11 protein-coding genes are annotated in these 13,886 nt (G+C 45.0%); 8 read left to right on the top strand and 3 right to left on the bottom strand.

The genetic code is table 11. The annotated features are described in order from the left end of the window. Positions 1-36: 36 nt before the first annotated feature. Positions 37-945: an NAD(P)/FAD-dependent oxidoreductase gene (locus tag ABD960_RS00190; RefSeq protein WP_345328728.1), complete on the top strand. Its 909-nt coding sequence runs from the start codon at positions 37-39 to the stop codon at positions 943-945. Positions 946-1,014: 69 nt separating this feature from the next. Here ABD960_RS00190 and ABD960_RS00185 read toward each other — a convergent pair whose 3' ends face one another. After that, complete coding sequence (locus tag ABD960_RS00185; RefSeq protein WP_345328726.1) at positions 1,015-1,782, bottom strand: lytic transglycosylase domain-containing protein; 768 nt, start codon at positions 1,780-1,782, stop codon at positions 1,015-1,017. A gap of 233 nt (positions 1,783-2,015) precedes the next feature. Between ABD960_RS00185 and ABD960_RS00180 the strand changes: the two genes are divergently transcribed. Both ABD960_RS00180 and ABD960_RS00175 read left to right on the top strand, forming a co-directional pair. Further along, the gene (locus ABD960_RS00180; RefSeq protein WP_345328724.1) at positions 2,016-3,338 is read left to right on the top strand and encodes a pseudouridine synthase; all 1,323 of its coding nucleotides are present in this window, start codon (positions 2,016-2,018) and stop codon (positions 3,336-3,338) included. Positions 3,339-3,404: 66 nt separating this feature from the next. After that, the gene (locus ABD960_RS00175; RefSeq protein WP_345328722.1) at positions 3,405-4,538 is read left to right on the top strand and encodes a lactonase family protein; all 1,134 of its coding nucleotides are present in this window, start codon (positions 3,405-3,407) and stop codon (positions 4,536-4,538) included. 145 nt (positions 4,539-4,683) lie between these two features. Here the strand turns inward: ABD960_RS00175 and ABD960_RS00170 are convergent, their stop codons facing one another. Next, complete coding sequence (locus ABD960_RS00170) at positions 4,684-5,166, bottom strand: hypothetical protein (protein ID WP_345328720.1); 483 nt, start codon at positions 5,164-5,166, stop codon at positions 4,684-4,686. Positions 5,167-5,300: 134 nt separating this feature from the next. On the opposite strand from ABD960_RS00170, the gene ABD960_RS00165 reads away from it, so the two are divergent. The 5 genes from ABD960_RS00165 (at position 5,301) to recA (ending at position 12,473) form a co-directional block, all read left to right on the top strand. After that, complete coding sequence (locus ABD960_RS00165; RefSeq protein ID WP_345328718.1) at positions 5,301-6,971, top strand: ABC transporter substrate-binding protein; 1,671 nt, start codon at positions 5,301-5,303, stop codon at positions 6,969-6,971. 154 nt (positions 6,972-7,125) lie between these two features. Continuing rightward, the gene (uvrA, locus tag ABD960_RS00160; protein WP_345328716.1) at positions 7,126-9,972 is read left to right on the top strand and encodes an excinuclease ABC subunit UvrA; all 2,847 of its coding nucleotides are present in this window, start codon (positions 7,126-7,128) and stop codon (positions 9,970-9,972) included. A gap of 216 nt (positions 9,973-10,188) precedes the next feature. After that, entirely contained in the window at positions 10,189-10,386 is a 198-nt protein-coding gene (locus ABD960_RS00155; RefSeq protein WP_345328714.1) for a hypothetical protein, read from the top strand. A gap of 224 nt (positions 10,387-10,610) precedes the next feature. After that, entirely contained in the window at positions 10,611-11,369 is a 759-nt protein-coding gene (gene nth, locus ABD960_RS00150; RefSeq protein WP_345328712.1) for an endonuclease III, read from the top strand. Positions 11,370-11,465: 96 nt separating this feature from the next. Further along, the gene (recA, locus tag ABD960_RS00145) at positions 11,466-12,473 is read left to right on the top strand and encodes a recombinase RecA (RefSeq protein ID WP_345328710.1); all 1,008 of its coding nucleotides are present in this window, start codon (positions 11,466-11,468) and stop codon (positions 12,471-12,473) included. Between the two features lie 81 nt (positions 12,474-12,554). Here the strand turns inward: recA and ABD960_RS00140 are convergent, their stop codons facing one another. Then, positions 12,555-13,856: an alpha-L-fucosidase gene (locus ABD960_RS00140; protein ID WP_345328708.1), complete on the bottom strand. Its 1,302-nt coding sequence runs from the start codon at positions 13,854-13,856 to the stop codon at positions 12,555-12,557. Between the last annotated feature and the right edge of the window lie 30 nt (positions 13,857-13,886).

Genomic DNA, 13,886 nt, shown 5'->3' with positions numbered 1-13,886 from the left:
TTAAATGCATCTTTGTTGCAATAATTATTATTCAACATGGAAGCAAAAACAACATACGATGTCATTATTATTGGTGGCAGCAACGCCGGTTTATCAGCCGGACTGGCCCTGGGGCGATCTCTATATAAAACATTAATAATTGACAGCGGCAAGCCATGCAACCGCCAAACACCGCATTCGCATAACCTGGTTATGCATGATGGCTGGAAACCTGCCGATATGCTGGCCGCCGCCAAAAAAGATGTACTAGCTTATCCCAATGTGCAGTACATTAACGGAACAGTAACTGAAGTTACCGGAGCTTCGAATAATTTTGAAGTAAGCACGGCTGATGACAAAAAATATTCGGCCAAAAAAATCATCATAGCCGCGGGCATTAAGGATATCTTCCCTGACATAGATGGCTTTGCGGAGTGTTGGGGCATATCTATCATCCACTGCCCCTACTGCCACGGTTATGAATATCGCGATGAACCTACCGGCATTTTCGCCAATGGCGATATGGGGTACGATCTGGCTAAACTTATCTTCAACTGGACAAAAGATCTGACCGTATTTACCAACGGTAAACCCACCTTTACACCAGAACAACAAGCAGCCATCTCACGCAACGGCATCAATATTATTAACGCGCCAGTAACCAGCATTGAGCATGACAATGGTTATCTTAAAAAAGTAAACCTGCAGGGTGGCAACAGCATAATGCTCAGCGCAATGTATGCGCGTTTACCTTTTTTTCAACATACAGACGCACCAGCGCAACTGGGCTGCGAGTTTACAGAAAATGGCCACATAAAAACAGACATGATACAGAAAACCAGCATCCCGGGTGTGTTTGCCTGCGGCGATGCGGCATCACCCATGCGGGCGGTATCTGCCGCTATTGCCAGCGGCACCATGGCCGGTGTAGCGGCCGGAAAAGAAATATTGGAAGAACGTTTTTGATTGGCAATAAAAAAAGCCCGCCTTAAACTTAAGGCGGGCTAAAATTGTGCTCCGTAAAAATGGTAATAATTAATTGAACGCCATTAGGTTGGTTTGGTTATAAACCTGGGCGTAAAACTCTTTATAGCCATATTTTTCAGGGTTTTCAATAACCTCTTTCATGGCTACCAGCTTGTAAACATACATGCCGGTTTCGCGGTTCAGGCGCATGCGGAAGTAATTATCTTCATTTTGCCTGTGCATAGCCTTTTCCAGCTTGATAGACCCATTGTTGTATGCGGCTGCAGCTAACGTCCAGCTGCCAAACTCGTCATACAAATCATTAAGGTACTTACAAGCGGCGATAGTTGATTTGCGCAAGTTAAGGCGCTCATCTTTCTTTTTGTTGACTTTTAAGCCGTAACTACGCGCCGTACCTGGCATAAATTGCCACGAGCCGCGAGCTCCCTTGCGCGATGTGCCCTCTTTCAGGCCTGATTCAACAAGAGGCAGGTACTTAAAGTCTTCGGGAATACCATATTTTTCAAGTATTGGTACAATTACCGGAAATAATTTTTCTGCCTTGATATGCAGAATGTTCGACTGAACTTTTGTGTACGAATGCATCCACAGCGAGTAATTAATTTTGCGGCTTACCCGTTTACTGTTAACAGGCAAAACCTCCTCAGCAAAACTAAACCCGGCAGCTTCCTCTTCAGGCGGTTCAATAAGCGCGAACCGGGTTGCATTATGCGCAACACTTGGCCGTTTAACTACTGTTGCATTAGAAAGATCAAAAGCCGAAATGATTATTACCACCAACATTACGGAGCACGTAATTAAGTGTTTTTTTGTCATTCCTTTTTCTACCATTTAGTGTACAATATGTAAAACTTGGGGCAAAAGTACGTTATATAATTCACATTTTCAAATACTTACATTTTACTTAGTGTTTTGAGCGTTTTTTAACCGGTTCAAAAACCATCTTAAAACACTGTTAAACACCGTTTTTGCGCCCAAACAAAAACTTGTAAAATCCGTACAAAAAACCTAACTTTGTTCCTCCGCTGAGAAGCGTAAAACAAAAAATTATGGTATTTAAAAGACCAGGGAACAGTCGCGACGACAAGTCCAGCAGATCACCTAAAAAGTTCTCAAAAGGTGATGACTCAAAAAGACCATCACAAGGCACCCGCGGTAAATTCTCCGCAAAAAGTGGCCAGGGTGATAACTACAATCCCTTAAAAAAGTTTGACAAAGACAAAACAGGTGAACGAAAATCGTTCTCATCTGGCGAGCGTAAACCGTTTTCGTCCCGAGGCGATAAGCCGTTTGCCTCTCGTGGCGACAGGCCGTTTTCAAGCCGTTCGGAATCAGCCGACAGGCCAAAACGCAATACCGAGGATAATGAATATGGCGACAAAAAACCGTACTCATCATCTTCTCGCTCAAAACCATACAGCGGCCGCCCTACTGATGGCGACAAGCCAAAAAGAAGCTATGGTGGCGAAAGAGGCACCCGCGGCCGGAGCGAAGGTGGTTATAAAAAACGTGAAACCTCAGATTTTAGGGACAAGCCTTACGAAAGAGATGACCGCCGTACCCGCAACCGTGACAACCACGACGGCAGTGATGCCCCGGTTAGAAATATGCGTGGCCGTAAAAATCCAAGCGAGCCTAAAAAAGAGAAAGAAAATGACGGCCTGATCAGGCTGAACCGTTACATAGCGAATGCCGGTATATGCTCGCGCCGTAAGGCTGATGAGCTGATTGAAGCCGGTGTGGTTTCAGTTAACGGCGAAGTAATATCAGAGTTAGGCTTTAAGGTTGACCCTACCAAGGATGTGGTACGCTACAACGGCGAAACGCTGAAGCGTGAAAAAATGGTTTATGTGCTGCTGAACAAACCGAAAGATTATATTACTACAACTGATGATCCGCAGGAACGCCGTACGGTAATGCACCTGGTTGAAAAAGCCAGCAAGGAGCGCATTTACCCGGTTGGCCGTTTGGACCGCAATACAACCGGCTTATTGCTGATGACCAATGATGGCGACCTGGCCGACAAGCTTTCGCACCCGCGTAGCAACGTGGTAAAACTCTACCAGGTTGAATTAAGCAAAAGCCTAACCCAGGGCGACTTCAACAAAATAGAATTTGGCGTTGAGCTGGAGGATGGTTTTATTAAACCTGATTCTGTATCATACGTACAAGGTGGCAGCAAACGTGAGATCGGCATCCAGATACATAGCGGCAAAAACCGCATTGTACGCCGTATATTCGAGTCGTTAGGTTACGAGGTGGTAAAACTGGACAGGGTGGTTTACGCCGGCCTTACTAAAAAGGATTTGCCCCGCGGCCGCTGGCGGTATCTTGAAGAGAAAGAACTGATACAGTTAAAACATTTATTATAAAACGAGCCCCTTTTTAGGGGCTTTTTTGTTTTTTACATACCTTGCATTGTAAACACCAATATTGTTATGAAGAAATTATTATTGGCACTGGCCTTGCTCTCTCCTATTATGATGAACGCACAAAGCAAGAAAAAAGGGCCCAAAACATTTGATTTGATTGTAGGCGCATACAGCACCGAAAATAGCAAAGGGATATCGGTATATCGCTTCTACGCCGAGACAGGCCGTTTGGCTTACCTGAGCCAGAGCGATGACGTACCTAACCCATCCTACCTTTGCGTAGATAAAACAAACAAGTTTGTGTACGCCGTTAGCGAAACTGACAATGGCGATGTTTATGCTTACAGTTTTGACCCGAAGGGCGGGGCTTTAACTTTTATCAATAAACAAAAAAGCGCGGGCTCATCACCTTGTTATATTTCGGTCGATAAAGACAGGAAGTACGTGTTCGTAGCTAATTACGGCAGCGGATCATTCGCGGCATTACCGATAAACGAAGATGGCTCGCTAAAACCTGCAGCACAGGTTATACAGGATAACGGCGGCAGTGTAAACAAACAACGCCAGGCGGGGCCGCACGCACACGGGGCTTTTTTATCACCCGATGAAAAGTACCTGTTGATGACTGACCTCGGTACTGATAAGATTAACATAAAAAAATATGATAGCGGCGATTCAAAGCCCCTAACCCCCGCACCGGTTGACTTTATAAATGTAGCACCCGGCAGCGGCCCGCGTCACCTTGATTTTACGCCCGACAAAAAGTACATGTACCTGGTACAGGAAATTACCGGGCAGGTTACCGCTTTTGAATTTAACGGCGGCAAACCTAAACAAATACAATCCGTGACCATGCTGGCTGATGGGTTCAAGGGCGCGGTTGGCGCGGCTGATATTCATGTATCGCCTGATGGCAGATTTGTATACGCCTCTAACCGTGGCGACGCAAATGAGATTGTGACCTATGCCATCAACCCACAAAACGGCATGCTTACATTTATTGACCGCACCTCAACCCGCGGCAAAGCTCCCCGTAATTTCACTATCGACCCAACAGGCAAATTCCTGCTAGTGGGCAACCAGGATACCAATACCATCAATGTATTTAAACTTGACCCTGCTACAGGCAAGATCGGCGCTATGGTGACATCAACCCAGGTTGATAAGCCGGTGTGTTTGAAATTCACTCCAGCGATATAAATCCCCACCTAATCCTCCCCAAAGGGGAGGACTTTCATTTGCAGAGATACAATGACTTCAAATCATCCCCTTTGGGAAGGACTTAGGTGGGGTACAAAAAAAGGCAGGGCGCTGGCCCTGCCTTTTGCATATCATCTTATCGATATTATTTCTGTTTGCTGAATGAGTAAACCACATAGCCGGTTTGCGCACCAATTGGCACAGGTGTTTTTAGCACCAGTGTTTCTTTGTTAGCTGTGCCAACATCCAGGCGGTAACCTTCTGTTACGTTTTTAGCTTTATCGCCTTCGTAGATTTTTTTGAACTGGAACTGGGTTCCGTTAGGGCCTTCATAAACCGACCAGAAAATTGACTGCGATGTACCATTGCTCAAGGTATACATACCGTTACCGCTATTGGTAAGCTTCCATACGCTGCCTACAAAGGCGCTTGGCGGAGCCTGGTCAAATGCGGATTGTACGGCGTTAGGTAATAAACCACCCTCATAGGTAACAGTGTTACACACCCAGGTATTTACAAACCTGTCGCGCGGAACGTGTGATGAGGTAGTGCTGCGGGTGCTTGAGCATGCCGAAATAACAACGGTTAGGGCTAAAATGGCTAAGGTGTATTGAAATAGCTTTTTCATGACATAATTATTATTTGTTGTGTATAACATCAGTTTTGTTAAAAAGTTGACGCTTTTTATTAGCGGCATCTAATTTGTCGCTTTTTGTTTTGGATTATAACTTATATTAAAGGTTTAATCAATGTATTATTAATATGCGGCGCAATATTAAATATTATATCATAAGCTTAGCCGGAACTTTTAAAGCCCTGGCCTGCTTTGCGCTGATGCTTTTTATCGCCGGTTGCGCCGGTAAAAAAGCGCATGATAAGCGCACCGTTTTCAACATCAACCTTGAGGATGGCCTTACCTCGCTCGACCCGGCCTTTGCCCGTAACCAGAACGCCTTATGGATGGATAACCAGTTGTACAACGGCCTGGTGCAGATAAATGATAGCCTTAAAAGCATGCCGTGCATTGCCAAAAGCTGGAGCATTAGTGCCGATGGCCTACAATACACTTTTTACTTACGTGATGATGTTTATTTTCATGACGACCCACTGTTTCCCGCCGGCAAGGGGCGTAAGTGCATAGCCGCTGATTTTGCTTACAGCTTCGGCCGTTTGATCAACTCAAAGGTGGCCTCATCCGGTTCGTGGATATTCAGTGATAAGGTAAAGGATAAAAACGCATTCATCGCCCAAAACGACAGCACATTCATCATCAAATTAAAGCAGCCCTTCCCGCCGCTGCTAAGCCTGCTGACCGCGCAATACTGTTCGGTAGTACCTCGCGAAGTGGTAGAGCATTATGGTAAAGATTTTCGCAGCCACCCCATAGGTACCGGCCCCTTTAAATTCAAATACTGGAAAGAGCGCGAAGTAATGGTACTGCTAAAAAATGAACGTTATTGGGAAAAGGACAGCGCAGGCCGCCCGCTGCCTTACCTGGATGCGATAAAGGCAGGCTTTATAAGCGATAAACAAACCGCCTTTATGGAATTTATTAAAGGCGATCTGGATTTTTTTAACGGGATTGATGGCAGCTATCGCGATGATATCCTTACCAAATCGGGCAAGCTAACCAGCAAGTACCGGGGTAAGTTTATCATGAACATCAGGCCGTACCTGAATACTGAGTATTTAGGTATACTGATTGATACCAATATCGGCATTGTAAAACACTCCCCCTTAAGACAATTGAAGATACGCCAGGCTATTAATTACGCTATCGACAAGCAAAAGATGATCAAATACCTGCGCAACAGCATCGGCACACCGGGTTATGCCGGGTTTATTCCGCAGGGTATGCCGGGTTTTGATGACAGGCAAGTGCGGGGTTATAGTTACAACCCGGAGAAAGCGCGCCGCCTGCTTGCCGAGGCCGGCTTCCCCAACGGACGTGGCTTACCTGAAATTGTACTGAATACCACCACCACCTATCGCGATTTAATTGAATACATACAAGGCGAATTGGAGCGCGTTAACATCAAAACCCGTGTTGAAGTTACCCAGGGTGCCAGTCTGCGCGAATTGATTGCCAAGAACGGGGTTAACTTTTTTCGCGGATCATGGATAGCTGATTACCCCGACGGGGAGAATTACTTATCTGTCTTCTATTCCAAAAACAAGATACCCTTTGGACCCAACTATACCGGGTTTAACAATAAACAGTTCGATAGGCTTTTTGAGCAGACCTATCGTGTAAATAATGATTCGGCACGCTATGCCCTTTACCGCAAAATGGATAACCTGGTAATGAGCCAATCGCCGGTGGTGGTATTGTACTACGATAAGCTGGTGAACCTGTATCAGAATAATATCAGTGGCTATGCTAAGAACGCGCAGAATTTGCTGGTGTTGAAGCGGGTGAGGAAGGCGCTGTGATTCCAATATCATCTCAAATTAAAATCACACAACAGCAACAATCTCACCTTATTAAACCACAGGCTTTTTAACTATATTTGCAAAAAATTTTAGCAAAATACATCTCGGCCAAACCAAGCCTTATGTATGCGGTTAATATTGTTCAATATACTGTATGACTGATAAAACTGTTGACCTGGGCGAACAAAGCGAAGTAGAAGTTTATGGCGCACGGGTACATAACTTAAAAAATATTGATGTTTCGTTTCCGCGTAACCAACTCGTGGTGGTAACGGGACTAAGCGGCAGCGGTAAATCATCGCTGGCGTTTGATACCATTTATGCCGAGGGGCAGCGCCGCTATATGGAAACATTTTCGGCCTACTCGCGCCAGTTTATGGGCGGTATGGAGCGGCCGGATGTTGATAAGGTGTCAGGCCTTAGTCCGGTAATTGCCATTGAGCAAAAAACAACCAGCAAAAACCCACGCTCAACAGTAGGTACTATTACCGAGATATACGATTTTATGCGCCTGCTTTTCGCCCGCGCGGGCGAGGCCTACTCGTACTCCACCGGCGAAAAAATGGAGCGTATGAGCGAGGACCAAATACTGCGCACAATCAGCGAAAAGTTTGACGGGCAGCCGGTAAACATTATGGCACCAGCCGTAAAAGGCCGTAAAGGGCATTACCGCGAATTGTTTGAGCAGATCCGCAAGCAGGGCTATCTCAAGGTTTGGGTGGATGGCGCCATTATGGATGTTACCCCTAAAATGCAGGTTGACCGCTATAAAATCCATGATATTGATATTGTGGTTGACCGACTGGTGATCAGCGAAAAGGATAGCAAAAGACTTTACAGCTCGGTGCAGGCGGCACTTAAACTGGCCAAGGGCATCATCCGCATTGCGGATAAGGATAACAATGTATCCTACTTCAGTAAATACCTGATGGACCCGGTATCTGGCATATCGTATGACGAGCCGCAGCCTAATACCTTTTCGTTTAACTCGCCCTACGGTGCTTGCGATAAGTGCAACGGACTGGGCTATATTTTTGAGGTGGATGAAAAGGCGGTTATGCCCAATCCCAAACTCAGCATACAAAATGGCGGTTTAGCCCCGCTGGGCGAATACCGCGAAACCTGGATATTCCAGGTATTAAAAGCACTGGCCAAAAAATTCGAGTTTTCGTTAACTACTCCGATTGAAAAGCTGGAACGTGACAAGCTGGACATTATACTTAACGGTACCGAAGAAAAAATTAACGTAGCCGTTGAGTACAATAAATGGAACGTACAAAACTACTCCATCAATTTTGAGGGCATTGTAAAGATGCTTGAGGAGCAGCAGGAACGCCGCGGCGATGATGACCTGGACGATATGGAAAACTATCGTGTATTGCGTACCTGCCCTACCTGCGGCGGTGCGCGGCTTAAAAAGGAATCGCTGCATTTTAAGATAGACGAGAAGAACATATTTGAGCTGGCCTGCATGGATATTAATAACCTGCAAGGTTGGTTTGAAGGCATTGAGGACAGGCTGAATGAACGCCAGAATGTTATCGCCCGCGAGATATTAAAAGAGATTCGCGCCCGCATCGGCTTTTTACTGGATGTTGGGTTGAGCTATTTAACGCTTGACCGTACCGCCAAAACCTTATCGGGCGGCGAGGCGCAGCGCATCAGGCTGGCTACACAGATAGGGTCGCAGTTGATGAATGTAATGTACATTCTGGATGAGCCAAGCATCGGCCTGCACCAGCGCGATAACGAGCGGCTGATCAACGCTCTCAAAAACCTGCGCGATTTGGGCAATACCGTACTGGTGGTTGAGCACGATAAGGATATGATTTTAGAGGCCGACCATGTGATTGACATGGGGCCGGCAGCGGGTGTGCATGGCGGGCAAATTGTAGCCCAGGGCACACCACAGCAACTAATGGCCGAGCATACGCTTACCACATCTTACATCAACGGCGAGCGAGAGATAGCCATCCCCAAAAAACGCAGGGAAGGTAACGGCAAAAAACTGGCGCTTAAAAAAGCCACGGGCCATAACCTCAAAAATGTATCGGTGGAGTTTCCGCTGGGTAAACTGATCGGGATTACCGGGGTATCGGGCAGCGGCAAATCAAGTTTGATTGCCGAAACTTTGTACCCTATTCTGAACCATCACTTTTTCCGAGCTAAAAAGCAACCATTGCCTTATGGCAGCATTGAGGGGTTGGAGCATATTGATAAGGTGATAGAGATAGACCAGACACCTATCGGTCGTACACCACGCTCAAATCCATCTACCTATACCGGCGTATTTTCTGACATCCGTAACCTGTATGTACAATTGCCTGAAGCTAAGATCCGCGGTTATAAACCGGGGCGTTTCTCGTTCAACGTAAAGGGCGGCCGCTGCGAAACCTGCCAGGGGGCGGGCATGAAGGTGATCGAAATGAACTTTTTACCCGATGTTCAGGTGCCCTGCGAAGAGTGCGGCGGTAAACGCTACAACCGCGAAACACTGGAGGTGCGCTACCGGGGCAAATCCATCAGCGATGTGCTGGACATGAGCATTGAGGATGCCACCAGCTTTTTTGAGCATATCCCATCCATCCACCGCAAGGTAAAAACTTTGTTTGATGTAGGTTTGGGGTATATTACGCTGGGGCAATCATCAACCACGTTATCAGGCGGCGAGGCACAGCGCGTAAAGCTGGCTACCGAGCTTTCAAAAAAAGATACCGGCAACACCTTTTATATATTAGACGAGCCGACAACCGGTTTGCACTTTGAGGATATCAACGTGCTTCTTGGTGTGCTTTACCAATTAGTAGATAAAGGCAACACGGTTTTAGTAATCGAGCATAACCTGGACGTAATTAAGGTGGTTGACCACGTGATCGACCTTGGGCCTGAAGGCGGATCCGGCGGTGGCAAAATATTATTCTCAGGCACACCCGAGGGCTTGTGCAAGGTTAAGGAAAGCTTTACAGGCCGATTTTTAAAGAAGGAAATGGGCCTTAAGTAAATAATTACTAATAGTTAAATTAAATTGTAACCTTGTTTCGTTATATGCGTAGAAACAAATTATCTTTCATATATCTAAACGGCCTTACATCTGCTTAAAAAGCATTTTTATACCCTTAATGAAATTTTGATGAAATTTTTTTCATGTTTTTAAAATATGATAAAATATTTCGGAAAGGGTTGCGTTATTGAATTATAAAAAATTATAAAAGCGCTTATGGACGAAACCTCTACAAAAAACTTATTTGCGGTCACTAATCATTTTATAGTGAAAGAGAAAGAGCATACAGAAAATCTGAATGCGGACGATTTAATATTCTTTAACTCGCTCCGTACAGATTTGAACCAGTTGCAAATGCAGCCAAGGCTACAAACCATTCACCGCATACTTGATTACTCAAAAAGCATCAAGTAAAATACATTCAGGTTGATGGCTCATAGTTCACGGGTATCGGCAAGGTTACTTTGAAATTACGATGTAAAAGTGCCGATGATAAGCCGGGTGAACTATGACCCATCTGCCATTACACATCCCCCTCCAAGCATTACTATTATTTTGCCTTAACGCTATTATTCAGTGTTAAAACCGAATACCTTTGCGGCTACATTAGTTAACACGCAGTTGCCGCTTGTACATCTATGCTAAAAAAGGAACGTTACCATCATTTTGTTGAATACTTTTCAAAAAACCAACCCGACGCAGTTACTGAATTACATTATAATTCGCCGTACCAGTTGTTGGTTGCCGTTATACTTTCTGCTCAATGTACAGATAAGCGAATAAACCAGGTTACCCCTGCCCTCTTTGAGCGCTTTCCGGATGCGGAGAGTCTGGCCGTATCAAATGCCGAGGAAATTTTCCCTTACATACGCAGCGTAAGCTATCCTAACAACAAAGCCAAACATTTGGCCGGCATGGGCAAAATGCTGGTTGAACAGTTTAACAGCGTAGTACCCTCCTCAATTGATCAATTACAAAAAATGCCGGGCGTGGGCCGCAAAACCGCTAATGTTATTGCCTCAGTGGTATATGACGCGCCGGCTATGGCTGTTGATACTCATGTGTTCAGGGTGGCTAACCGGATAGGCTTAACCAACAATGCCCGCACACCACTGGCTGTTGAAAAGGAATTAGTTAAATATTTACCAAACGAGGTTTTGGCTATAGCACACCATTGGCTTATATTGCATGGCCGTTATATTTGTGTAGCGCGTACGCCTAAATGTGAAATTTGTCCGCTTACCTGGTTTTGCCGCTATTATGAGCGCGCCCATACTGAAAAAGCTTTACTAAAAGCCGAAGCCGACAAAGCCAGGAAAGCAAAAGAGGCCGCAAAAAAGAAGAAGCTTAACGTGATAAGCAGGGAGCTTAAAAAGCGCACGATAAGTAAGGATTAACAAGACACCTGTACATACCAGGATAAATAAAATAAAATACTAATTTTTTTAGTATTTATAAATTAAAGTTTTATATTTGTTACATATAATTTTAAGATGAGCAACGCAGATAAATTGAAGGCACTACAGCTTACGCTTGATAAGCTGGAAAAATCATACGGAAAAGGCACCATCATGAAACTAGGCGATACGGTTGTTGAACCAACCGAGGTTATATCAACCGGTTCGATAGGCCTGGATATAGCTTTAGGTGTTGGCGGTTTACCCAAAGGCCGTATTATTGAAATATACGGACCTGAATCATCCGGTAAAACAACTTTGGCCATACACGCTATTGCCGAAGCACAAAAAAAAGGTGGCATAGCCGCATTTATTGATGCGGAGCACGCTTTTGATAAATTTTACGCTAAAAAACTGGGTGTTGATGTTGAGAACCTTTTAATATCACAACCTGACAATGGTGAACAAGCTTTAGAGATCGCTGATAACCTAATCCGCTCGGGCGCTATTGATATTCTGGTGATAGACTCTGTTGCCGCATTAGTACCAAAGGCGGAGATTGAGGGTGAAATGGGCGACTCGAAAATGGGTTTGCAGGCGCGCTTAATGTCTCAGGCACTGCGTAAGCTCACCGGTACCATCAGCAAAACAGGATGCTGCTGTATCTTCATCAACCAGTTGCGCGATAAGATAGGCGTAATGTTTGGTAACCCTGAAACTACAACCGGTGGTAACGCGCTTAAATTTTACGCTTCGGTACGTTTGGATGTACGCCGTATATCACAAATTAAAGATACCGACGAAGTATCAGGTAACCGCGTTAAGATCAAGATCGTTAAAAACAAGGTTGCGCCACCATTCCGTATAGCTGAATTTGACATTATGTTTGGCGAGGGCATCTCCAAATCGGGTGAAATTATTGACCTCGGTGTTGATTATAATATCATTAAAAAAGCTGGCTCCTGGTTCAGCTATGGCGAAACGCGCTTAGGCCAGGGCCGTGACGCGGTTAAGCAACTGATACTCGATAACCCGGAACTGATGGAAGAACTGGAACGCAAGATAAAAGAAACCGTAACCGGCGAAAGTATGGAAGAAGCATAAGCTTCAGGTATCTGATAAAACTAAAAAGGCTGCTTTATTAATTTAAAGCAGCCTTTTTTATGTACTGATTTTTCTCAATTATCAATAGGTTATCTTGATGATCCTGTCAATCTCATCAGCAGGTAGCTGATCCAGATGCACAATTAACCCAGTTTTATCCTTTTTGTACTTCAACTTTGCACCACCATTAAAAGCAGTAACACTTTTAGGCTTAACCTTAAAACCAGGTATTAGTATCTGGTTACCTTCCTTAACCGGGTTAAGCAAATGGGCATAAACTGTTTTAGCTTTAGCCGTTAACGTACCCCAGGTTTGTGCCTTTACTACAGTGCCGCGTGTGCCATAAATAGTTTCGCCATTTTTATCAATCCAGGCACCTATCTTTCCAAGTGTATCCACAAACTCCGGCTGAATTTTGCCGTTAGGCATCGGGCCAACATTCAGTAAAAAATTAGCATCTAACCCGGCGGCGTTCACCAGGTAATGCACCAGTTCCTTTACCGATTTGTAATTCCTGTCGTTAATATTGAAGCCCCAACTGCCGTTCATGGTTTCGCAGGTTTCAAGTGGCAGTTCGCCAATCTTGGCATCGCCGCTAAAGCCGGTTTTGTTATTACCCGGCAAATCTTTCTCAAAGGCCTGAAAATCCTCGCCGGGGATTGGTGCCAGGTGGTGATTATTGCCAATCATAATATCCGGACCTAATTTGTGTATCAGTCCGTAAATTTCATCATAATGCCAGTTTGCGTTTTTGCGGTCCCAATGCCCGTCAAACCAAATACCTTTTACCCCGGGATAATTGGTGATCAGCTCGGTAAGCTGCGCTTTCATAAAGTTGATGTAGCTATTCCAGTCGCCTTTCTCCGGCGCGCCGTTCACAATCGGGCTTTTAAAGGCATAATCAGCGCGGCCCCAATCCAACAGAGAATAATAAAAGCGCAGTTCAATTCCCTGCTTTTGGCACTCCTCGGCCAGTTCCTTCATCGGGTCCTTTTTATAAGGCGTGGCTTTAACGATGTTGTAGTCAGATTGCTTGGTATCAAACATGCTGAAACCATCATGGTGTCGGGATGTAACGGTAATATATTTCATACCCGCCCGTTTAGCCAGGTCAACCCACTCCTTAGCGTTAAAGGCTTGCGGATTGAAAAAATCTGCAAGGCGTTTATAGTCATTGTACGGTATCTTCTTAATATCCATCACCCATTCACCGTCACCCAGCGTACTGTAAATACCCCAGTGAATGAACATCCCGAATTTCATGTCCTTAAAATGCTCGCGCGCTTTAAGGTTTGATTCGGATGGCTTATACCCTTGCTGAGCCGAGGCAGCTGCGCTAAGGCATAAGAATAAAATCAAAAGGAAACGTAATAATTTTCTCATCAGACGTGGCTTTAATAATTGGTTGCATCA

This window comes from Mucilaginibacter defluvii, assembly GCF_039543225.1.
Taxonomy (GTDB): Bacteria; Bacteroidota; Bacteroidia; order Sphingobacteriales; family Sphingobacteriaceae; genus Mucilaginibacter; species Mucilaginibacter defluvii.
This window is presented reverse-complemented; position numbering and strand designations above follow the sequence as displayed.